This window comes from Iodobacter violaceini (genome assembly GCF_011601265.1).
GTDB lineage: Bacteria > Pseudomonadota > Gammaproteobacteria > Burkholderiales > Chitinibacteraceae > Iodobacter > Iodobacter violaceini.
In genome coordinates this window covers 241,382-264,330 of sequence record NZ_JAAOLX010000001.1, presented here as the reverse complement: position 1 = coordinate 264,330, position 22,949 = coordinate 241,382, and the positions used below count along the sequence as shown (strand labels likewise).

Genomic DNA, 22,949 nt, shown 5'->3' with positions numbered 1-22,949 from the left:
AATCCTTTGTGGATGGTTAAAGAAATTAAGCGAAGCGTACAGGCTTTTATTGTTTTGTTTTAACCAGCCATTCTCTGCCTTTTAATAAGCCATGCCAATACACAATCGCAAGAATGTAGCGCTTTATAAACCAGTTAAATCTTCTGGGGATATTCGGGGTAAGGCATTTAAATGTAGGATCCAGCTCGCCCTGATAGGCAAATTCTGCCAGTACAATTTTGCCGTTTTCTACAGTTAAAGGGCAGCCGCCATAGCCATTATATTGGGCTGTTAAATTTAACCCTGCCAAATAACGAATGATATTGATGGCAACAACCGGCGCTTGTTTGCGAATAGCTGCAGCCGTTTTTGCATTAGGGCTGGAGGCGGCATCGCCCAGTGAAAAAATATTGGGGTAGCGGATATGCTGCAGGGTTGAGGCGTTTACATCCACCCAGCCTGCCGCATTGGCCAGCGGGCTGCAGGCAATAAAAGGATGAGCAGATTGTGGCGGCACAATATGCAGCATATCAAAGGCAATTTCTGTTGAAATAATATCGCCATTCAGATCTGTATGGCTGAATGTAGCTATTTTGTTTGCGCCATCTACTTTTGTTAATGTGCTGGAAAAATTTAAATCAACCCGGTAGCGGTCCATATATTGCTTAAGAATTGGCACAAAATATTCAACCCCAAACAGCGTGGTGCCTGCATGATGAAACTGCACTTTTATATTTTTTAATACCTGATGTTTTTCCCAATGAAAGCAGGATAAATAAACGGCTTTTTGCGGTGCACCTGCACATTTAACCGGCATGGCAGGCTGGGTAAAAAGGGCTGTGCCATTTTTTAATTGCTGCACCATCTGCCATGTGTAGGGGGCTAAATCACTGCGGTAATTGGATGTAACCCCGTTTTTGCCCAATGCTTCTTCCAGCCCCTCAATGGCAGACCAATTTAAGCAAAGGCCGGGGCAAACAATCAGTGCGCGGTAGTGCAAAACGTCTTTGTTTTCTAAAGTGATACAATTATTATCCGGATCAAACACCATTGCGGCAGATTTAATCCATTTTACAAAGTGTGGCATCACTTTATCCATGGGCTTAACGTTTTGGCTGATATCGGTTTCGCCAGCACCTGCCAGCGTCCAGGCCGGCTGATAAAAATGCTGAGAAGCGGGCTCTGCAATTGCAATTTTTAAGTTTTTTTGCCGCTTATAAATAGATTGCGCCACGCCTAATCCAGCTGCTCCGCCCCCAATAATGACAATGTCAAACATATATTCTCCCTTTGCGTGATGAGTAGTCTGTTTTATTGCAGGCTGCCGCTTAGTCGGTCATTCTGTAGAAATCAGTTATAGTTGAATGCAATTTTGTTTTTTGATTTGCCTGCTTAGGGTCTGTTGACGTTTCATTCACAATTGCGCTGAGCCGGAAAACGATCAGGCACAAGGCATGTGACGAAGGCAATAACGGGTTATTGCCGGGGTGCATAACGCCGTGAATGGCCGTTTTCCGGCCCAGCCCCATCGCTGGGCGAGGAAAAGCCAACGCAGCCGGGAATGAAACGTCAACAGACCCTGATATTTACGCAGTTTTTATAAACCCATTCTTAAAACTGCCCATGAATCCAGACATTATTCTTCCGCCTTATCCCGGTATTTCCCTTGATCATGTGCATTTAGTGCAATCCATGGCAGATGCAGAACGCGCTTTAGCCGCGCTGCAAGTGGCGGATATGCTGGGCTTTGATACCGAGTCCCAGCCCATTTTCTTTAAAGGCCAGCAATCCACCGGGCCGCATTTAATCCAGCTTGCTACGGATCATGAGGTGTTTTTATTCCCTGTAGTGACTGCAGGCCACAGCACGGCGGCAATCAAAGCGGTGCTTGAGTCGCCCACTATTTTGAAAGTAGGTTTTGGTTTAAGCGATGATCATAAACGCCTGCAAGCCAAACTGGGTGTTACGCCCCGGCATGTGCTCGATTTATCCAGGGTGCTGCGTGAAAAAGGGCAGGGCGATCTGGGGGCCAGGTCGGCAGTAGCGAAGTATTTTGGCCTGCGGCTGCAGAAATCTAAAAAAGTCTCTACCTCCAACTGGGCGGCGTCGCCTTTAAACGAGCGGCAAATCAAATACGCGGCAGATGATGCGCATGTGGCGCTTCTGGTGTATCGCAGGTGGCTGGCATTGCAATAGATACATGCTGCTCGTCGGATTTGCTCATTCATCTTGTTGACTTATAATATATTTTTAAATATATTGTAAGTATGTAAAGTAAATGCACTTCGCAGCTACTTACTCATCCGATTTATCAGTCTGGAGCAAGATCATGAACGTAGGCGGCATTGATCGTATTTTACGGATTGCAGTGGGCTTGATTTTGATCGTACTGGCGCTGCTGGGGCACATTGGCGCATGGGGTTTTATCGGCATTGTGCCTTTGGCAACGGGGCTGTTCAGATTTTGCCCCGCCTACAAACTTATCGGTTTCAGCTCCTGCCCTTTAAGGAAAAGCAGCGAGTAAGGCAGGCAATAGCCCTTACAGCCGGCTGATGCTGGCGCGACAAGGCCGTTAACTTCTGTAAGGGCTATCTTTACCACACTTTATGCTTACTGGATATTCACCTGTTGTTATTCTTGTTATGCTTGCCCTTAAACTGACAATAAATCAGCTACATACTTACGTTTAATTTAAAACAGGGGCGGGGTGATGGACGCAGAAGCAGCAGGGGCGCTGGTTACAGCTGGGTTGATTGCGCATGAAGCAGACGGAGTAACCAGGCTTGCAGGCGATCATGGCCACGGTTGTGCCAATTGTCATACTGTACTTAATGGTGCTTTTTGCCATGGCTGCGGGCAATCGGCACATATTCATCATTCACTTTTACATTTAATCGAAGAAGTCTTGCACGGTATTTGGCATTTTGATGCCAAGGGCTGGCGCACTATTCCTGTTTTAGTATTTAAGCCCGGCCAATTAACCCGCCGCTATATCGACGGCCAGCGCATGCGCTATGTTTCACCATTGGCGCTATTTTTATTCATGATTTTTTTTATGTTTTTTGTGTTTTCGTGGACAAATAATGATGAAGTCATGCAAGTCTCGCAAGAAGCAGATTTGACAGCTATAGACCGGGTTGAATTAGTGAAAGAGCTGGAGCAAAAAAAAGCTAAATATTCCTCAATTGAGGCTGCTCTGAACAAAAAGGATGGCAAGGCGGATAAGGGGGATTTAATCGAAGCGAAGATTGAATTAAAAACAGTTGAAAAAGCATTAGCTATATTTGATGCGGGTACTTGGGAGAAAAATAAGGCTGCTTCGCCAGGTACAAGTATAAAAAACAGTGATAAACAAATAAATATGGCTGGCAAGTCGCTTGATCTTGTTATTGGCCACGCAATAAAAAATCCAGAGTTAGCTATTTACAAAATTAAAAATACCGCCTATAAGTTTTCATTTATGTTGCTGCCGATTTCCTTGCCATTTTTATGGCTGATGTTTGCATGGCGACGGGGCGTTGCGATGTACGACCATGCTATTTTCTCACTTTATTCAATGTCGTTTATGTCGTTGCTATTTTCCCTGCTTGCGGTATTGGCCCGATTAAATCTTAGTGAGTTGGCCTTTGCACTTTTTTTATGCGTGCCACCCGCGCATATGTTTAATCAATTGCGTGGTACTTATCAATTAAGTAATGGCTCTGCAGCATGGCGTACTATGGCATTGCTTGGGGTAACAAGCACGGCCTTTGTTTTGTTTATATTATTTGTATTATTGATGGGCTTGAAATGACATACTGGTTTAATCATTTTTGATTTAAGATATGCAGGTATGGAAGAATTTTTATTCTTTAAAATATCCAAAAATACCACTAAAGGATTTGTTTTGTTGTTCAGATATTTAACGATTTTATTATTATTAAACTCATTAATTGCCTGCTCTGAAAAAGTGCCTTCCAGTGAAAAACTCGACCGCGCTTCCTTGATGAAATTGGTTTTTCCTTCATGGAAAAATCAGAAGGAAGCGCAAATTCAAGCCCTGGCTCTGGATGAGAAAAAGGGCGAAATCCCCGATTCATTAGTCGCAACGGCAGAAGGGAAAGAGCCATCAGGCTATCTTTTTGAAATCTCTGCAGAGCAGCTTATTCGCTTGAATGAGCATCGTGCGGTGTTAATTACCTCTGACTCGCCGGTAGATCAGGAGGGGGTGTCTGTCTCCGGGCATTTGTCTCCGGGTTTGATGAGTGCTTTTTGGTTTAAGCAGGCTAACGGGCGCTGGTATGCAGACGGGCAGCAAACCCAGGTTGATTGGGTAGGCGCTTTTGGTTCAATTGGTAAAACAAAGGTAGTAAAGCTGAGCCAGAATCAATTTGCTCTGGGGGTGGAGTCGGGGGATTGTTTTCAGGGCGCGTGTTTTACAAATTTAATGCTGTATGAATTGGGGTATGACAAAGTTAAAAGCATCCTGAAGCACTCGATTAGTATTGCTGGTGATACCTTAGGGGCCAGAGGCGATTGCGAGCAGATTTTTAAACAAGCCCCAAATAAAGTGATTCGTCACCATTATGCAGAAAGTGAGCAATCATCATTTGATTGTGCTGCTGTAAAAGGAGACTGGCAGATTAAAGCGGGCGGTAAAAATCCGGGTGATTTGCTGATTCGTTTTTCTGGTTTTATTGAAAAGCAAAACACAATTGAAGAAATCGCAGCAGAGAGCGATGGGGACGAAGCCACTATTGTTGTGGATTCAACATTATTACCCGTGAAACAGCAGCAGCTGTTTCGCTATCAGCAGGGAGAATATCGCTTAATCAGCGGTAAAAACCCAACGCCTGAGTTTTAGTATTTTTTATGCCGGGCCGGGGTAAGAAAGAGGCCACCAAAGCCCTGCTGAGTTTTTAAGAAGCTCAGCAGGGCTTTGGCAGATGTTGCGGCTTGATCAGCGCCTGATTACGTCTTAAGACTAGTGCTTAATAGCGCGGCGGTTGTGCATAAGTGCTGTCTGCAGGAAACGGATTAGCCTGCATTACTTTGGATTTGTCTTTCAGGGCAACCCGGAAAACAGCGACGCCAATCACGCCAAGATTTCGGGTGTCGCCCGCCGGAGTATTGGCTGCATAAGCCAGATCAGGCGTTGCAAAGCGAAAAGCGGCAACTTCATCCTGGCTTTTGCGAAAGCCTTTAATGGTGAGTGAGCGGTGTGCGTTAAGCAAATAGCCGGTATTGTTCAGGCTGCCTGCCTGGCCATTAAGTACATCCAGCCCGTCCACGGTGCTCACAATTTCATAATCACGGTTGCTCAGGTTTTGAAATTTGAGTGTGTAGCGCGCACCATTTGTGCCACCCAGCATGAGCTGGCCCTGCGCGGTGCGTAAGAGCGGAATAGGGCGGTCATTTTCATCCAGCACAGACCATTCAATGGCTCCTTGCAGCAGCGGCAGATTGAGCTGGCGTGCGGCATTGGGCAGTGCCTGATTCAGCGCTTTAGCATCACGGTAAGTGAGAGAGGCCACCTGCTCTGCCTGCTGCGGGCTGATACGGCTGGCTTCAACATTTTGCACGCTGGATTCCAGCCCTTCACCCCATTGAGTGCCAAGCTGTGCGCTTGAGGTTTCTGCTTGCTGTTGCGCGGGGATGCCAGAGCAGGCCGCAAGCAGGCTGAGTAAGCAAAGGCCACCAAGTAATTTAGCCCATGGTTTTTTAGTTTTAATATTTAAAAGATGATGCATTGGGTATTTCTCATTATTGAAATTAGTTTTAAAAATAGAGTGTTTACTGCAGGTTTGATCATTACTTTGAGCATTCATCATGCACTATGTTTTATTTACAGGTAAATCTATTTTTAAATATTTTTCTTACGATAAATATTTCTATTTATGGTTATGCTTTTTTATTGCATGTTAACCAGGGTTTTTATTTATATACTGATGTTTTATTGGGTGATTTTATAGGGTTTTTTGCTTATTGCTTTTCTTCCTGAATTTTTTATTTAATTAAAAAGAAAATTTCCTTAAACAATCAGAAAACGATTGAAGCTAAAATCATCCAATATAAAGATCAGGCTTACCCTCACCTGGGAATAAGAGCGCTGAATCAATCAGTACATATTTTATGGGCAGCAAAGGCTATTTACCGGGGAGAGGATTGGCTTAAGCCGCAATTTTGTAAGGAGCAGCCTGTGCAGATCCGTACAATATTTTTGTGAGCCTTTAAATTCAGCCCGCTGAGTTACCCTGTTTGCTGGCCTGGCTTGGCAAGTTTTTTTCAAATTTGGACCAAACGCGGCGGAAATCTCTGACTGAGCTGAAGCCTGCTAACTCGGCCACTTTTTCAATGCTGTGCCTTGGATTTTTGAGCAGGTTTTTGGCGTGGGCGATGCGCAGGCTTTGCTGGTATTCCACCATGCCCACGCCGGTATGCTGGCGAAACAGGCGGCTCAGGTTACGCTCGCTCATCAGGGCAATCGCGGCCAGATCGGCTACGCGCCAGTGTTTTTCGGGGGCGCGGCTGATGGCATCCTGCACACGGTGAATATTAGGGTGCAGGTGGCTGCGGTGCGCCAGCCACGGTGAGAGCTGGGCATCCTGGCCATTGCGGCGCAGATAAATCACCATATGCCGCGCTACTTCCTGCGCCATTGGGGCACCTGCCAGTTTTTCGATCAAAAACAGCGCCAGATCAATACCCGCTGTAATGCCTGCACTGCTGAAAACCGGGCCATCCTCGATAAAAATCCGGTCGTCCTCCACACGGGCCAGGGGGGCTTGCTGGCGTAAACGATCAATTAAGGAGTGGTGAGTGGTGCAGCGCCGGCCATTCAGTATCCCGGCGCGGGCGGCCAGCAGGGTGGCCGAGCAGATGCAGGCAACGCGCAGACCGGGGCTGGAGATCGCTTTGAGCCAATCCACCACGGTTTGTGCTTCGGCCAGCTGATAGTGCTCGGCTGATTTAACAACCCCACATAAAAACACCAGGGCATTTACCGGCATGCTCTCTGGCAGGGGGGCTAAGTTGCTGATATCCAGCCCCAGCGAGCTGGTGAGCGTGGGGGCCGGGGATATCGTATGCAAATCAAAAGGCGCACCAAGCCCAGCCGCAATTCTGAATGCCTCGGCAGGACCCGCATAATCAAGTAATAAAAATTGCGGGGTAAGGACAAAGTAAATGGGGCAGCGGTTCATGGGGGGATTTACTTGCTCGGTTTATGCAGGACGGGTTTATCTCATACGTGCTTAGGCTCGTTTCAGCTTCAGTAAAATAATCCCTTTTATCCGCCCGCCAAACAGATTAATCAGCAGCCCCGACATTAGCAGCAAAGAGCCTGCCCATTGCAGCGGGCTCAGCGTTTCACCAAATACAAGGTAGGCGGTGATCAGGCCAACCACGGGCACCAGTAAGCTAAATGGCGCGACTTTATTGGCCGGATAGTGGCTGAGCAGGTGGCTCCATAAGCCATAGCCCAGCAGTGTGGCGATCCAGCTGAGGTAAGCCACGGCGGCGAGTGAGCCCCAGCTCAAGTGGGATATTGCGGCATGGATGGCGGCTGGCCCTTCGATGGCAAAAGACAGCGCCAAAAAAGGCAGGGGCGGCACAAGGCTGGCCCACACCACAAAACCAAACATATTCACCGGCCCTGTTGCGGCGACTTTACGGGTAATGATATTGCCCAGCGCCCACATGGAGGCGGCGCTGAGCGTGAGTAAAAAGCCTGTCAGTGGCATGGATAAACCATGGGCCGAGCCAATACAGGCCAGGCCTGTGCTGGCCAGAATAAGCCCCGCTAATTGCGCCTTATGCCAGCGCTCATTCAGCAGCAGCGCCGATAAAATCAGCGTAAAGAAAGCCTGAGCCTGTAAAACCACCGAGGCAAGGCCCGCAGGCATGCCCAGATGAATTGCGCAAAATAAAAAGGCAAATTGCCCGACTGAAATCGTTAATCCATAAGCCAGATAAAGCTTTAGCGGCACTTTGGGGCGGGGAATAAACAGCACAGGCAGTGAGGCCAGCACAAAGCGCATTGCCCCAAGTAAAAGAGGAGGAATTCCATTCAGCCCCAGCTTGATCACCGCAAAATTAAGCCCCCAGATCAGCACAATAAACAGGGCAAGTAAGAGGTCTGCTGGCTTCATTTGAGGGCCTGATGGGGGAGGCGTTTAGGATATTTTGCAGTGTAAAACAGATACAGGGCCCATTCCTTAAGCAGGGTGAGCTGGCCAGAAGGGCCGTTTACATAGAGACGTGGCCTCAGCTTACCCTTGCCTTGTTGTTTAATAAAGGGGGCTGATGTTTTTTGCAAGGGCGCTTAAGCAGTGAACTTCTTATCAGGCGAAAGTTATTCGCTGCTCAGGCCGCAAGATGGAAGTGATGTTTTCTGCTGATAAAGATCACACCGCTGATAAAGCCTTGATCGCCCCGGCCGTGCTCACAAGATTGGCAAAGCGCCCGGAAAGTACGACTTCCGTTCTTTCTTTGATATCGCTGGCACTCAGAATGCGGCCGGTTTTAGGGTGAGTCATGGCAAAGGTCAGGGTGGCATCGGTAATGAAATCAATTTCATAACCCATATCACTGCCCACCCTTGCCGTGGTTTCGCAGCATTGCTCGGTACGGATGCCGGTAATCAGCAGCTTGCTGATGTTGTGTGTACGCAACCAGTAATCCAGGCCGGTATCGCTGAAGGCGTTGTGTACATGCTTATGAAACACCACATCATGCTGCGGTGGCATCCAGTCTAAAGGCTTTACAAAGCCGGATTCCAGTGCAAACGGCCCGCTGGAGATATGAAAAATCCGCACAACAGGGACATTTTTTGCCACACAAGCTTCGATAAGCTGGCTGATGTTTGCCTGAAACTCCGGCACATCGTCCTCACACCAAAAAGGGCGATGCAAAAAGGATTGCTGTACATCGATCACGATCAGGGCAGTGTTTGACATGGCTATTCTCTGCTTTGTTGCGTTAGACAGCTTAGAGAATAGCCTGAATTAAACAAAATATTCATGGCGGGGTATGCCAGTATAGGGACGGATTGCGCCAGGTTTGGCCGGAGAATCCCGGATAGCAGAGTGCCCCTGAATTTAGCCGGTGTTATGGCCATTTGGGTGACTGAAATGTCAGCGTTTTACCATCGGGCAGGATGGCTAATACGCTGAGTGCCGCAATACTGTGCGCCCCTTCTTTATACGGGCTGCTGCCAAAATTGGCGATCAGGCGGGTGCTGTCGCTGAACTGGGTTTCCTGCACGCTGCCATCGCTGTTTTTCCAGCTGAAATTTGTCAAAGTCTGATAGGCCAGACGCTGATGCAGCGGGCGGAAAAAGGCATCCAGTTGCTTCAGATAAGGCAGGCGTTTGGCATTGGTTTCCAGGCTAAGGTTCAGCAGCGGCGGCACATTGTAAAGTTGCTCCAGCAACTCGTTGATGCTGCGGGTTTGCTTAAATTTAAGCGGATCGAGTGTCCAGTGATGCGTGGTAACGATGCTGTCGTGAAATGCGGCCTGAAACAGCGGCACACGGGTGGCCGGGTTAAAAAACAGCGCCTGGTATTCGGGCTTGATCGATACGGTTTTAAAGAAGGTTTCGGGCTGATTATTAGGCCACCAGCGGCCCAGATAATAAGGCGATGCGGCGTTTTTGCGCATATCCGCGTCACCCCAGCCAAAGCCGCGTGTTTGCAAGCCATGTGCAAAGGACACCTGGCTGTTGGCTACCGCGTGACCGTCTTCTGAGCCAATAATCACGCCCAGCTTTTTGCCTGTCCATGCCATGCCGTCTTCGCGGTTTAGCGCGTCCTGTGCTTCTGATGTAGGCTTGGCGGGGTCATAATCGTCAAAAATCATGCCGGTGGCGGCTACGTCTAAAAACCAGCTGTTATAAGGGCTGGCGGCCTGCAGGGCGGGCACGCGTTTTTCGAGTAAGGGCCGCACGCAGTCTTGATTCACATACACGCCTTCGCCCTGAAAGCCGGTTTTGCGCTTGCCGTTTTTAAGCATAATGCCGCAGCGCAAAAAGGCATCCTGCCCAAGCTGGGCCGAGCTCCAGCCGGGGTTGTTATTGCCATCGGGCAGGGCGGTATCGTAAGAATCATAGGGGCCAATCAGATAACCCGCTTTACGGGCGGCGGCAATGGCTTCGGGGTTGGCAAATCCTGCCTCCCATTGTGGCAAGCCTATCCAAAGCTTAGGCAAGCCTGCTTTTTCTAAGGCGGCTACCATCTTGCCGGATGCGCCTTCGCCCCATGTTTGCGGATCGGTCAGCGCCTTGCCAAGGTGTTGAATAAGCCATGTTTTACGCGCCTTATATGCGGCGGCGTCCCGGCCTTTAATATGGTTTTTAAGCGCCTCATCCAAGCTGTTGAGTAAGACGCCCTGCTCATAACGATTGGTTTTAATGTCTTTAGCCAGGAGCATTTTTTTACCCGTGGCATCAAGCTTGATTTCAGTTGCCGCCAGAATAGCCGCGTTTAAACCCGCCCAGTCATTGACGTCGCCTGGGCTAAGCAGGTTTTGGCCCCAGACATAAACATGGCTGGCGCCGATGAGTTTTTCGCCATCGGGTGCCGCAGCCAGTTTTTCTTTAAGTGGCACAAATTTGCCATTGTCTTTGGCCCACTGCCGGTAGCGCCTGGCGGGGGAAAGCCAGTCGCTGCCATTGAGGGCGATTTGTACTTCATAGGGGCGCTGAAAATCCAGCTGAGTAAAATCATGGCTGGTTTTAATTGCGATACCCTTAGTATCTGGCAAAAAATTCAGCTCATTATTAAAAGGATTGCTAAATAAAACCGAGACCACCTGCTTGCCATAATCAAGCCCCAGCACCGGCAGGCTAAGGCCTTCGGTGGTATTGATGCCGGCGTATTCCTTGCTTAAAGCTTTACGCCATGCCGCATCCTGGCTGGGAATATAGCTGCCTTCAAACAGCGGCAGCAGCAGGCCTTTAGCGCCCGATGGGATTAAAGGCCAGCTAATCTGACCGGTGCTGCTGCGGCTGAATTTGAGCGTCAGCACAGATTCTTTTAAGGCGGCATCCACCTTTGTCCCTTCACCCCATTGCCAGCTGGCCTGTGAGGCGCCTTGTTTCAGCTGGCTGACTGCGGCGGCTTGGTCTGGCAATGAAAGCGGCAGCAGCGCCCCGTTGGCAAGTCTGGCTGTGGCGGCGAGGGTGGCCGGGTCCAGATCGATTTGCCAGTCGCTGCTGACTAAGGTGAGCGCCTGGGCGAGCGGGCTAAATGCAAGCAGGGCAAGGATGGGTGTACGCATGGGGCTATTCAGCTTGGTTAACCGGAGCCTTATTGTAGAAATATAAACCCGGCTGGCAATGTGTTAATTTACAATCTGATTTAATTTATAAATAGTTGGAGTAACAGAAAATTGGTTTTATCCAGATTAGTTACAATATGCGCTTTTTTGATTTTTTTTCTAAGTAATTCAACTTATGCTGTTGAGCCTGTTCCCGCCAATAGTGCATCTGTATATATTATTAATAATGGCTGGCATACCGGTCTGGTATTACCTGCTGTGGTGTTAAAGCAGTTTCCCGAATTGAAGCGGCGTTTTGGTGATGTGCCTTATCTGGAAATGGGCTGGGGCGATAAAGGCTTTTATCAGGAAAGAAATGTCACTGCAGGGATTGCAGTGCGGGCAATGCTTGGGATGTCCGGGTCGATTATTCATCTGGTGGCCGTGCCTTATGACCCGCGCCAGTATTTTAAAAACAGTCAGATAAAAGAAATCTGTCTTTCTGGTGTGCAATTAGAACGTTTAAGCCAGAATCTGGCAAAAAGCTTTGATTTAAGCAGCGGATCTGTCAGTGCTTTGGGCAAAGGCCTGTATGGGGACAGCGAGTTTTATGCCGCATTAGGCGCATATCATGTGTTTAATACCTGCAATAGCTGGACTGCCCGGCAATTAGCTCAGTTGGATTTACCAATCTGGCCCTATTTTAAATTAACCGCCAGCAGTGTAATGAATGCAATTGCCGATATTCCTGAGCAATGCCAGTAATCTTTATGTGTATTCAGCTTATTTAATCAGGGTAGTGGGATTGCACTTAATGCATCACGAAAAAATACCCGCTCGCCAGGGCGTAATTCCAGCAGCTGGGCACGTAATCGCTCCACGATTTGATAGGCTGCGAGGCTTGCCCCCTGCTCAAAGACACAAAACCATGCTGCCTCTAATAAAAGATTAGCCAGTTGCAAAGGCGGAAAGCGCAGCCGGCCACTATCGTATTCTTCCAGGGTAAATTGCGCCCATGCAAACCAATGGTTAAAGCCAAGCGCAAAAGGGGCGGATAAAGGCTGAAGGGCCAGCGCTGCTTCGCTTAAAGACATGGGCTGCTGCGTGCGAAATGCGGCCAGCGAGCTTGCCCCATGGCAATTGCCGCGTGCAATGCGCAGGATAAAAATGGTGTTCCACGCCGAGGCGCTGCCCACGCCAAAACGATCGCAGATCCACTCAGATAAACCCAGCCAGCGCATGGCCTGGGCCTGTACCGCGGGCAGGGGCTGATCCAGCAAGTCAAGCTGGCGAAACAGCCATAAGCACCAGCCGATATTGGCAGCTGCATGCTGCACGGCATCAATAGAATCGGCCTCGCAGGCGGCCTCCAGTGCATAGCTGAGCGCCTGCAAGGCGGCATCGGCTGATTCCTGCCGCAGCGCACCGCCTTCGGCCATGGCGTCAAACTTATACAGCAGGGCGCTTAAATTTAGAAATTCAAACCGCACCCGCGGGTTGTAGCGCACCACGGGGCCCAGCGTGGCGGATGACTCCAGCTGTATCAGCAGCACCCTTGCGGCTTCGGTATCACCCAGCGTGTAGCGGTCCCATGCGTGCACAATTTGCGCCATCGCTGCAAAAGTGGGCCGGGCGCTGGCCAGTTGCCCTAAAGCAATAATGTGCTCAAAGCGGCTTAAAGCCTGCTTACTTTCAGCAAGTAAATCACTGCGACGCCATGCCAGGCTGGCTTTCATTAAAGCCAGGGCCTGCTGAAAATCATCCTGGGCACATTGCTGTGCAAGTAAAAAAGGATCACTTTGGCGCAATGCAGCAGGGCGCACAAAGCCGTCGTGGCCTTCGCGCATACCTTGGGTGAGATGCTGCCAGAAGCGCATATCCTGCATCACATAATCCACACCGCTGCGCTCGCCTGCCATACCCATTTGGGGCAGGGCAGATGCGTGTAAACCTAAAAAAGGCCCCAGCTCATCTGCTGAAATACGCTCACCCTGGCGGATAAACACAAAACGCTCCAGGGTATCTGCCTGTAGCCAAAAAGGCCCGCGGCTGCGCTGCGAAAGCTTGAGCAGCGCCAGATCAATTTGCTGATCATGGCCCCAGCCCACGGCAATACCAAGGCGGGAAAATTCTGCAAATGCGCGCGAAATAATCATGCGGATGGATTGAGCCTGCGGGAAAAAAGCCCGGATTGTGGCGGCGGAGAGCGGGCGTTTTTCAATCTGCCGGGCGTAAATGATACGCAGCAATAACCAGAGCGACTGATAGCGCACCGGCCCGCCTTGTACGGCATAGGGCGGGGACAATTCAATCACGATGGGGGGCTGTGGGCCTGGCTCTGAGCTATGCATAGTGTGGATGTGAAATGCAAAATGAATAAGGGTTTTAAAGCCGTTATAGAGTAGCACTTAAAAAGAAGTAATCAGCATTTTTTTCAGTTTATTGAGTTATTTTTATGAATGTTACGCATGTTACAAAATAGCATGTTTACCCGCTTATGCAGCATTCTTTACTATGCATCACATCATTATTTGATCAGGTGCGGGAAATAGAATATGTCTGTAAAAAATAGATTATTAGTAATTGCTGTAATGTTGTCAGCAATGGGATCGGCTCAGGCGTTTGATGCAGATTATCCAACGCTATTTAAAGGCTATGATGGCTGTTTTATGCTTTATGATAATAGCAGCAAAAAAATGGTGGCTGAATATAACCCTGATCAGCGCTGTGCCGAGCGTATTCCCCCTAATTCTACATTTAAGTTCCCTTTGGCTTTAATGGCTTTTGATGACGGGATAATGAAAAAGGATAGTATTTATAAATGGGATGGCAAGCCCTATGATTTACCCGGCTGGAGCCAGGATCAAACCCCGGCCAGCTGGGAAAAATATTCTGTTGTGTGGGTATCTCAGCAAATTGCACCCGGGCTCGGGCTGGCTAAAATAAAAAAATATCTGGCCCAGTTTAATTACGGCAATCAGGATTTCTCCGGCGACCCGGGTAAAAATAATGGCATAACTAACGCGTGGCTAAGCAGTAGTTTAAAAATATCTGCAAAAGAGCAAATGAGTTTATTACAAAGATTTGCAAACAGGTCTTTACCTCTCAGCCAGGAGGCCATGCTAGAAACAAAGAAAATTATTTATGCAGGCAAATTAGATCAGGGTGCAGATTACTACGGCAAAACAGGCAGCGGCTGGAAAAACAGAAATGATCATGGCCAGAATAGCGGAAAAATGCGCGATGGCTGGTATATCGGCATGGTAGAAAACGCAGGTAAAAAATATTTGTTTGTGAGTAATATCACGGATAAAACACCGCCTGAGGTAAGCAATAAGCAAATGGGCGGCCCCATTGCCAAAGAAATATCGCTTAAATTATTGAATGGGTATTTTTCAGATAAATAATCTTTTTTCAATAAAAAAGACAATTTTTGTAAGGTGCCCTTGGTTAAATTGTTATTCGCTAATTTCTTCATCGGGAATCCGGTAAAAAATACTGGATTCCCGTATGCGCGCCGGAATGGCGGAGTTGAATAAATCAAACCGGAGTTTATTTTAGTCAGCTCAATCATCAGAGCAAGCAATCATGAGTGCGCGCTCTGATGGTTGTTTTGACCCGCGTCACTCAATCAAACTCAGCTGCCCATTATTCAAACACACCCTTTTTCCCAGCCATTCCGAAGGAACTTCCGGCAGGATGGCGGAGGGGATTTTTAGCTCACGCAGCAGGGTGGAGCCGTGCGATAAGATGCCGCCGGAGCGGGCGATAATGGCGCTGGCTTGCCGGTAATGGGCGTGCTGGCCTGGGTCCAGCGTATCCGCCAGCAAAATATCGCTGCCCAGTATGCCGCTGACTTTTCCGGGGTAAATCAGCAGCGCTGTACTTTGGCCCTGCCCGGCAGAGCCGGTTTGCCAGAAGCTGCCGCGCCGGTTTCTGGGGCTGGCCACGGGACTAAACCAACAGGCTGCTTGCTCTGCTGGCATTGCGTGGTGCATTTGAAAAAACAGGCGCATCAGCTGATCACGAAAATGCTCGCGCACCTGGCTGTAGTAGCCGCGCATGCCGGGCAGGCCTAGTCTGTGCGCGATGCGAATGGCAGCGGGCCAGCGGGCTAAAGTTTGCAAAGCCGGGGCTTGGCCTTCTTGGCGCGGTGTGGCGGGGTCTGTTTCCCATGGCAGGCGGTGAGTGCTGGTGCTCAGGGCCTGGTAAACCGTGGCGGGGCGGCCTGAGAAATCGCCGCCACTGCTGGCCAGTGCCGCTGCAATGCAGAGATTTTGCTGCACCAGCCAGCAATAAAAACGCAGCCACCAGCGGGCCAGCTGCCCGGTTCTGTCGTTTTGATCAGGGTTTTGGCAAATCGTTTGCAGCTCGGCCTGCCACTGTGCCAGGCCCTTATCAAGCTGATTGATGGCTTGCCTGCTGGCAAACAGCATGCGGATAAATACAGGAATGGACCTTAGCCAGCGCAGGGGGCGTTTGGGCATGGCGGGCGTGCTGCCGCCCACTTCCCGTGCATATTGCGCACCATCCATTCCCCAATCAAACATGCGGGCCAGAAATAAATCGCTATTGATATAGCTAGCATCCTGATAGAGCGCGCTAAATTTCTCGTTATCGTCAAGCACCCGCGTATCCCAGCGGGCATAGACATGAGGAATGCTGCTGGCCGCGCCACGCTGGGCCATTTCCATCCAGCGGCTGGGGTATTCGGGCAAAATTTCGTCGATATTGGCGGATGTAAGCCAGCGCTGCCATGGGTAGACTGTTACCGGCCGTGCTTGCAGCATCCAGAACTGCTCGCCATCCCAAGCCCATTCGATATCCAGATGGGCCTGATGAAACGCCGCGACAATGGCTTGCAGAAAATCCCATAGCCGGGTTTGGCTGGGGCTGCGGGCATCCGGGCTAAGCTTAACCGGCTTGGGCTTTGCGCCCCAGCCGCCGCCCATGCGGGAGAGCAGCAGCTGTGATGGGCTGGCCGTGCCATCAACCAGCCCTTCTAAATGGCCTTCTACCCATTCGATCTGCGCCGATAGCGGGCGCACAAAGGCAACGCCGGATAAGGTGGGGTGAATCATGCGCTGCACCGCAACACATCGCACACCGCTGGCAAAAATCTCCACGCTGCGCCGGGCCACATCGCCGGAGGCGACGCGTAAAAAGGTTTGGTGGCGGCCTGCATTGGCGATATCAATACCATCTTCATCATCGCCGGATGAACGCACTGCCCAGCCGTGCGGCGCGGCTTGCTGCAAAAAGGGCGCGAGGGTTGGGTCATCAGGGCTTTCGATGCTGATCAGTGCGGGCACGGGCAAAGCGGCGTGGCTGGCCAGCAGCAAACGCCCTGCTTTGGTATGCGCTGCAAAGCCAGCGGGCCCGGCTTCCAGCCAGCGGGTAAATGCGGCCGGATGCTGCCAAAATGGATAATGCCCCCAGCCTGCCAGGATAGTGACGGATAGCTCTGCCCGGCAGAGCACCGCTTCCCATGCGGCGGCGTGGGCGGGGCTGACGATTTTGTCTTCCGCACCCCAGATCAGCTCGATGCGATCGCTGATTTGATCAAAGAGGGTGAGGGCAGAATCGGGCTGCACCCAGCGAAAATAAGGCTTGAAAGCGCGGCAGCGGCGATAGCCATTGGCGATTCTTGCGTAGTCTGGCCTAAAGCCTGCGGCAGCAAATTGCCCTGAAAACAGCCTGGGGGCATGGGAGAGTAAGGTTTGCACCAGCGTTAACAAGCCGGGCAAGGTCATCAGCCTTGGCAAGCGGCGCTTCCATAGCAGAACCCCCACTGGGGAGAGTAAAACCACGCGTGAAAAAAAGCCGGGACGCCGTACCAGTAAATGTAAAACCGGCAGGGCACTGATCCCCGTCGCCAAAATGGCGTGCCCTGGTTCCAGCTGTTGCTCCAGCGCCAGCGAAAGGCCATGCAGGGAATCGGGAAGCGGATCGCGATTATCGCCAAAGCCCGGCAGCTCAATGGGGCTGGGCTGATATTGCGTGAAATGCGGCAAGACATCGTCCCACCAGTCGCTTGCACTGCCATTTCCGGCCAGCAGGTATAGTTTTTTCATGGGGTTCTTTGCGTTTTGCTAAGGGTATCTAAGATCAGCGCTGCTTATTTCATAGGCATAATGATGCTGAGGGGGCAAGGCTGCCAGCTTGATGCGTATAGTGGGCATCAAAACTTGTACACCCTATTTAAAATCAAACATTCCTTTGATTTAAACTTCAGCAACCGGCCTTAGCGCTCCGCTGTAATGCAAAATCATGCTGCCTTTTTTAAAGCCAATTTCAACGTCAAAATGCATGACGTTGCTGATGGCCCATTCTCTGGCGGTGACTTGCAAGGGCAGTGGCAGGCCGAAGCAGCGGGCGGTTTGGCTGCTTTGTAAAAGCTGGCCCTGGCTGACTTTGCTATGTAATTGCAGCGCCAGCGGGCCCATTTGCTCCCAAAGCGCTCCATTGCGCCAGCGCTGGCGGGATTGCATGGGGCTCTGTGCAAAGCGGCGTTGCCAGACCTCCCCTTTTGCATCCTGCCGGATTTTAACCTGGCAGGGCAGATTTTGCCCTGCTGCTGGCAAAAGACGTAAGCGCATTGCGAGATAAAGCAGGCCACGGATGAGCCTTGGCTTGCCCCACTTTACATCGGCTTGCCCTTGCCATAGCTGTTGTTCAGCCCCGTGCAGGGTTTGCAGCAGGGGGCTAAGCTGGGCAAAGTCCTGGCTCAGCGCCTGCTGATAAAGGCTTGGCATCAGTGCCCTCCCTTAATCTGTGCTTGCAATGCACTTTGCAGATCAGGGTATTTAAAACGATAGCCCGCATCGAGTAAGCGTTTGGGGATTACCCGCTGGCCTTTGGTAAAGAGCGCGCCCATTTCGCCAAGCAAGCCGTTAATCAGCCAGGCCGGGGTGGTAAAAAAGCGGGGGCGGCGCAAAAGGCTGGCCGCGGTTTGGGCAAATTGCGCCTGGCTTACCGCTTCGGGCGCGCTGAGGTTGTAAGCGCCGCTCAGTTGTGGATTGCTGATGGCCTGTGCAATCACGGCCAGTACATCGTCTCTGTGTATCCAGCTTACAACTTGCAGCCCATCGCCCATACGCCCGCCCAAGCCCAGATAAAAGGGCAAGAGCAGCTTGGGCAGCGCGCCGCCGGGGCCAAAAACAAGGCCAAGGCGTAAGCGGACAACCCGCAGGCCAAAGGCTTCTGCCTTGCATGCTGCCGCTTCCCATTCGCTGCAAAGTTGCGACATAAATTCGTTTTGCGTGCCTGCGCTTTCATCCAGCGCCTCATCGCCACGGCAGCCGTAATAGCCAATGGCTGAGCCATTAATTAATACCTTGGGTTTGTGACTGGCCTTTGCCAGCCAGCCCAGCAATCCTTCTGTTGTGCCTGTCCGGCTGGCCAGTAATGCTTTTTTGCGCGCATCGCTCCAGCGCGGGCCAACGACGGGGCTGCCAGCTAAATTAATGATTGCATCAAATTCTTCCCTGGAAGAAAGGTCTTCCCAGCTGGAAAAAGCGCGTACTTTGCTTTTAAACTGGATGTTGGTGGCCTGTGGATTGCGGCTAAGCAGGCAGAGGCTGTGCCCGGCGGCGAGGAGTTGCTCGCACAGTGCTGCACCAATAAAGCCAGTGCCACCAGTGATTAAAATACGTTGCTGCGGCAGGCTGATAAAGGGATTGCTGTTCATGATTTTGGCCTCTTTATAAAGTTTTAAGCTGGCGAACCCATCCCGAATGCCTGATAAGCCCACACCAAGTGCAAACAGATTTAACAGCCAGCTGATCAGGCCGTAATCGACAAATTGTAAGCTGGTGCTCTGGCTGGCCCAGCCGGGGGCCACGCTGATGGCCCAATGCCCAAAGAGCGCGCCGCCGTTCATGGCTAAAATGGTGTGGGTAACGCGCTCGGTGGCGGGCAGCAGCCGGCTTTTGTCTTCTTCAACAAAATCGCAGAGCGTGAGTACTATTTCGATCAGAATCAGCGCAGATAATCCCCAAAGCCAAAGGCCGCGCCATTCAAACCAGGCCAGCCCGGCAAATACCAGCGCATACAGGCTGGAGCGGATGGCGTGCAGGCGCAGCTCGTGCTGAGCTGATTTTTTGCCTGGCAGGGCAACGCTTAGCTCATGATGGTAAATCGTGTCAAAAGCGCCAATCAGCCCTTGTAGTACTAATAAATACAGAATGATTTGCATGATTTAACCCTCAGGCGGCGATCAGAAAGGTTTATTTACCATCAGCCAATACACCACGATCAGGCTGATAAAAGCGGGGAAACCAAGTGCTGTCCAGGTCCGTTCATAGCGCCAGTATTTGGCAGGTAATTCGCTATTTTCCAGGGCGGCGGTTTGCGCCATATCGCGCATTTTGAGTTGTATCCACACTACGGGCAGCCAGCATGCGCCGGTGAGGGCGTAAAGCGCCATCGAAATCCACAGCCAGTTTGCGCTCAGCGGATAGCCCAGCCAGTGCGCCATCAGTAATCCCGAGATGGGCTGGAAAATCACGGCAGGCGTGGTAAATAACCCATCTGCCCGAACTACCCAGCCCGATACCACGGCAATGGCCTGCACATTGCCGCTGCGATTTGTGACAAACATATAAAACGCCGTGCCAAGGCCGGTGCCAAACATCAGCGTGGCGGACAAGATATGCAGCAGCTTGAAAGTCAGGTAGTAGTCCATTTTGCTTGTCCTGTTTTTGTAAGATTTGGCTATAAAAATTTGCAGAAATGATTAGGGCTGATATGGTTCAGGGGCGGGTGTTTCTGGGGAGCGCCCTTGGTTTTCTTCGTGCAACTCTGTGTCCTCAGTGCCCTGGTTCAAGAATTGGGTTTTGTCTTGCTTGGTGAAAGCAAATCCAGCATCAGCAGCAGTGCCATGATCGGTAAGTTTTTAAGCAGCGGGCCAAATGGGTGCCATAAAAACTGTGGCAGCCTGATGGCAATGATGATGCTGTAAGCCAATACCAGCAGCCATTGCAGCCGCCAGCTTCGAGCTTGCACGCCTTGTAAATCCAGCAGGCACAGCAATCCAAACACGCTGTCCATCGCTACCGATCCGTAAAAAAGCAGCGGCTGCCATGCGCCGGGGATACCAACGTCTGCCAGTAGCTGGTAGCTGTCTGCCCTTGGCCATGCCCATAAGCACACCGCCGCTGTGCCCAGCCAAACCAGCGCCATGGATAATTTAAGCAGCGGTAGCAGCCAGCCGAGTAAGGCATCTCTGGCGCTGCCGTTTACCGGCGCAGCGGCTTGCGGGGCACGGCCTAAGATCGCGGCAAAAGGTGCGGCATCACTGCAATTACCGGATCGGAGCATGATCAGGCTATCGGGCTGAAACAGCGGCAGCATGGCGGATTTAGCCGCAATGTTTTGTAAGCACGCAGCAATCGGCAGGGTGATAGCACGCGCCATACCCATGCCTTGCCTGAGTTGCTGCCACCAGGTGGTGAGCGGCATAGCCTGTGGCCCAACGGCATTGATGATTTGCTGCTGCGCTACGGGCCGCTCAACCACCCTGATCAGCAGTGCCAGCACATCGTGCAGATGCACAGGCTGCACTTTACCCACGCCTTGTAAATCGGGCAGCAGGGGCAGGCTGGCTATGCTGCAAAAAGCACGGCTGCTGGCCCCATCTGGCGCGTAAATCAGCGAGGGGCGAACAATGGTCCAGTTCAGCGTTGATTGCATCAAGGCCGCATCTCCCAGCCCCTTGCTGCGCAAGCAGGCGGTTGGCGCATTGGCACCGGCACCGAGTGCAGAAAGATGAATCACTTTTTGAACTTTGCCGGTCTCACAGGCAGCAAACAGCGCTTGTGGTGCTGCATGATGCAAGGCGGTAAATGATTGCCCCGCTGATTCAGCAAAAATCCCCACTGTGTTAATCACGGTATCAATGCCATCCAGTAGCGGCAGCCAGTCTGCCGAGCTTTGCAGCGCCGCAAAATCGCCCTGTACCACTTTGTATTCAGGATTGGCCAGAGCACGGCGGCTGAGTAAGCGCACTTGATGCCCCCGCATGAGCAGTGCATCTCTCAGATGGCTGCCAATGAGGCCATTGCCGAGTAAGAGGATATTCATGATTAAAGCTCCGGCACGGCTTGCTGTGGAATTAGTAATCTGCCGGACTTAAGGCTGTCCTGCTGCGGAAACGCCGGATTTGGCTATATTTCGATGGTTTTTTCGTTAAATAGCCAGCTATTCGCCTCAAAAACCATCAAAATCTGTCTCAAACCGGACTTTTCCTCGCTACGGACGCTTAAGGCCGTCAGGCTACCAACCGTTTCCAGACCATTCTGGCAATCGCCAGGATGGCCAGTAAATGCCCAAGCAGCAGCCACACAATCGCCATCCGCAATTCATTCACCAGATTGCCACTCTGTTGGCTGGCAAAGCACAGCACTAATAACATGGGGATGAGCAATTGCAGTGCGGCCAGCGTGTGACGCCAGTAATGTGCGCCACTGCCAGGGCAGCTTTCTTCCAGCAGCGGGCCAAGGGCGCGTTGTTGCCAGCTGATTAAAAGTGCGCTGCTGAGCAGGCTGAGGGTAAGAATGGCAATAAAGTAGCTAATGGCAGACATTTTAATTCCTTTATTTCTGTAATTAGAGAAATTGATAGGTAAATGTTTAAATCTGGCAGGTTTTGCTATCGCACTTCGCAGTAAAACCCAGGCAAACGCTGATACGGTAACGATGGCGGGCGACGTGTGAGTAAATCCAGGCAGAAATCCCGCGTGTTGCCTGCCATTTTAAAGGCCCTGTCCACCAATCGCGGCCTATTGCTTGGCAGAGCGCGGCAATGGCATCAATGCCGGTGAAAATCTGCCCGTCATCCCGGCGGATATGCAATAAAGTTTGCATCTCCGGCAAGCTGGCCGCCGCACTGCTGGCGTCAAAATTGGCTGAGCTGATATCAACCAGGGTAAAGCGCTGATGGATATCACGTTGTTTAAGCCTGAGCATTTCAAAACGGCACATCGGGCAAGCGTGATCATAAAATAATTCGTAGCGTGGCATGGTGCTGCTCCTGATTTATCGATGATATGCGGCCAGGGTGGGCAAGTTTTTATGCTCCGGGTGCTTTGCCCACCCTGAATACTTAAACAGATGGCGTCTTATTGATCTGTAAGCCAGTCACTTCTCTTCATCTTTGCCAAACATCGCGGCCAGCTGGCCTATTTTTCCACCCATTTTTAACAGCTTGAGCAATACGCTGGGGGGCAGATTTTTAAAATCGTCGTAGCCATGCAGCAGTACTTCTAAAAACTCCAGCACCTGATCCATTTTGACGCGGGTGGCGGCTTCAATCTGGGTATCGGTTTCGGCTTCAATGGCGCATTGGCGCAGTACGGTGAGGGTAGGGTCCAGCTCGCGTTTTTTGCGCTCTTCGGTGATTACACGGAAGATTTCCCATACATCCTGCAGGGCAATATAGTAATCACGCCGGTCACCCAGCAGCAGCTGCACTTTTTTGATGAGGCCCCAGCTTTGCAGTTCTTTCAGGCTGTTGCTGACATTGGATCGTACTAAATTGAGCGTGTCGCTGATTTCTTCGGCGGTTAAGGGCTGATTCACCAGAAACAACAGCGCGTGAATTTGCGCCACGCTGCGGTTCACCCCCCATTTCGTCCCCATCTCGCCCCAGTGAACGATGTATTTCTCCATAGTCGGGCTGAGTTGCATGTTATTTCCTTTGTTTCTGTCTTGAGAGAAATTAAACGCCAAATGCAG

Annotated in this window: 21 protein-coding genes; 6 read left to right on the top strand and 15 right to left on the bottom strand. The window is 50.9% G+C overall.

Going from position 1 to position 22,949, the window contains the following annotated elements; all coding sequences use genetic code 11:
* Positions 1-46: 46 nt before the first annotated feature.
* Positions 47-1,258 (bottom strand): NAD(P)/FAD-dependent oxidoreductase, encoded by a 1,212-nt coding sequence (locus HA050_RS01155; protein WP_166821018.1) that lies wholly within the window; start codon positions 1,256-1,258, stop codon positions 47-49.
* Positions 1,259-1,602: 344 nt separating this feature from the next.
* Here HA050_RS01155 and HA050_RS01150 point away from each other — a divergent pair, with 344 nt between their 5' ends.
* From HA050_RS01150 to HA050_RS01135, 4 genes are all read left to right on the top strand, one after another.
* Complete coding sequence (locus HA050_RS01150) at positions 1,603-2,175, top strand: 3'-5' exonuclease (RefSeq protein ID WP_166821015.1); 573 nt, start codon at positions 1,603-1,605, stop codon at positions 2,173-2,175.
* A gap of 133 nt (positions 2,176-2,308) precedes the next feature.
* A complete protein-coding gene (locus HA050_RS01145; protein ID WP_166821012.1) occupies positions 2,309-2,503 on the top strand; it encodes a YgaP family membrane protein in 195 nt (64 codons plus the stop codon).
* A gap of 186 nt (positions 2,504-2,689) precedes the next feature.
* On the top strand, positions 2,690-3,772 hold the full coding sequence (locus HA050_RS01140) for a DUF3667 domain-containing protein (protein ID WP_166821010.1): 1,083 nt from the start codon (positions 2,690-2,692) through the stop codon (positions 3,770-3,772).
* A gap of 39 nt (positions 3,773-3,811) precedes the next feature.
* Complete coding sequence (locus HA050_RS01135) at positions 3,812-4,822, top strand: hypothetical protein (RefSeq protein WP_166821008.1); 1,011 nt, start codon at positions 3,812-3,814, stop codon at positions 4,820-4,822.
* 127 nt (positions 4,823-4,949) lie between these two features.
* Here the strand turns inward: HA050_RS01135 and HA050_RS01130 are convergent, their stop codons facing one another.
* From HA050_RS01130 to HA050_RS01110, 5 genes are all read right to left on the bottom strand, one after another.
* Positions 4,950-5,708: a hypothetical protein gene (locus tag HA050_RS01130; RefSeq protein WP_166821007.1), complete on the bottom strand. Its 759-nt coding sequence runs from the start codon at positions 5,706-5,708 to the stop codon at positions 4,950-4,952.
* A gap of 486 nt (positions 5,709-6,194) precedes the next feature.
* Positions 6,195-7,160 (bottom strand): GlxA family transcriptional regulator, encoded by a 966-nt coding sequence (locus HA050_RS01125; RefSeq protein ID WP_166821005.1) that lies wholly within the window; start codon positions 7,158-7,160, stop codon positions 6,195-6,197.
* Positions 7,161-7,211: 51 nt separating this feature from the next.
* Entirely contained in the window at positions 7,212-8,108 is an 897-nt protein-coding gene (locus HA050_RS01120; protein ID WP_166821003.1) for an EamA family transporter, read from the bottom strand.
* Positions 8,109-8,363: 255 nt separating this feature from the next.
* Positions 8,364-8,915 carry a cysteine hydrolase family protein gene (locus HA050_RS01115; RefSeq protein ID WP_166821001.1) on the bottom strand — a complete coding sequence of 184 codons (552 nt, stop codon included), beginning with the start codon at positions 8,913-8,915 and terminating at the stop codon, positions 8,364-8,366.
* Positions 8,916-9,066: 151 nt separating this feature from the next.
* A complete protein-coding gene (locus tag HA050_RS01110) occupies positions 9,067-11,235 on the bottom strand; it encodes a glycoside hydrolase (protein WP_166820999.1) in 2,169 nt (722 codons plus the stop codon).
* A 147-nt stretch (positions 11,236-11,382) separates the two neighbouring features.
* Here HA050_RS01110 and HA050_RS01105 point away from each other — a divergent pair, with 147 nt between their 5' ends.
* Positions 11,383-11,979, top strand: coding sequence for a DUF2459 domain-containing protein (locus HA050_RS01105; RefSeq protein ID WP_166820997.1), 597 nt, complete (start codon positions 11,383-11,385; stop codon positions 11,977-11,979).
* A gap of 26 nt (positions 11,980-12,005) precedes the next feature.
* Here HA050_RS01105 and HA050_RS01100 read toward each other — a convergent pair whose 3' ends face one another.
* Complete coding sequence (locus HA050_RS01100; RefSeq protein ID WP_205836243.1) at positions 12,006-13,529, bottom strand: hypothetical protein; 1,524 nt, start codon at positions 13,527-13,529, stop codon at positions 12,006-12,008.
* A gap of 240 nt (positions 13,530-13,769) precedes the next feature.
* Between HA050_RS01100 and HA050_RS01095 the strand changes: the two genes are divergently transcribed.
* Positions 13,770-14,621: a penicillin-binding transpeptidase domain-containing protein gene (locus HA050_RS01095; RefSeq protein ID WP_166820992.1), complete on the top strand. Its 852-nt coding sequence runs from the start codon at positions 13,770-13,772 to the stop codon at positions 14,619-14,621.
* A 216-nt stretch (positions 14,622-14,837) separates the two neighbouring features.
* On the opposite strand, the gene HA050_RS01090 is transcribed toward HA050_RS01095, so the two are convergent.
* The 8 genes from HA050_RS01090 to HA050_RS01055 form a co-directional block, all read right to left on the bottom strand.
* A complete protein-coding gene (locus HA050_RS01090) occupies positions 14,838-17,288 on the bottom strand; it encodes a PEP-utilizing enzyme (protein WP_166820989.1) in 2,451 nt (816 codons plus the stop codon).
* Between the two features lie 150 nt (positions 17,289-17,438).
* Positions 17,439-17,969: a DUF4166 domain-containing protein gene (locus HA050_RS01085; protein ID WP_166820986.1), complete on the bottom strand. Its 531-nt coding sequence runs from the start codon at positions 17,967-17,969 to the stop codon at positions 17,439-17,441.
* Positions 17,969-19,411, bottom strand: a complete 1,443-nt coding sequence (locus HA050_RS01080; protein WP_166820984.1) for a TIGR01777 family oxidoreductase — start codon at positions 19,409-19,411, stop codon at positions 17,969-17,971. Before HA050_RS01080 ends, HA050_RS01085 begins: the two co-directional genes overlap by 1 nt.
* 21 nt (positions 19,412-19,432) lie before the next feature.
* Positions 19,433-19,900, bottom strand: a complete 468-nt coding sequence (locus HA050_RS01075; protein ID WP_166820981.1) for a DUF2269 family protein — start codon at positions 19,898-19,900, stop codon at positions 19,433-19,435.
* 137 nt (positions 19,901-20,037) lie between these two features.
* Positions 20,038-21,297 (bottom strand): SDR family oxidoreductase, encoded by a 1,260-nt coding sequence (locus HA050_RS01070; protein ID WP_166820978.1) that lies wholly within the window; start codon positions 21,295-21,297, stop codon positions 20,038-20,040.
* 187 nt (positions 21,298-21,484) lie between these two features.
* Positions 21,485-21,799, bottom strand: coding sequence for a hypothetical protein (locus tag HA050_RS01065; protein ID WP_166820975.1), 315 nt, complete (start codon positions 21,797-21,799; stop codon positions 21,485-21,487).
* 46 nt (positions 21,800-21,845) lie between these two features.
* Complete coding sequence (locus HA050_RS01060; protein ID WP_166820972.1) at positions 21,846-22,235, bottom strand: thiol-disulfide oxidoreductase DCC family protein; 390 nt, start codon at positions 22,233-22,235, stop codon at positions 21,846-21,848.
* A 117-nt stretch (positions 22,236-22,352) separates the two neighbouring features.
* Positions 22,353-22,901 (bottom strand): GbsR/MarR family transcriptional regulator, encoded by a 549-nt coding sequence (locus HA050_RS01055; protein ID WP_099397669.1) that lies wholly within the window; start codon positions 22,899-22,901, stop codon positions 22,353-22,355.
* Between the last annotated feature and the right edge of the window lie 48 nt (positions 22,902-22,949).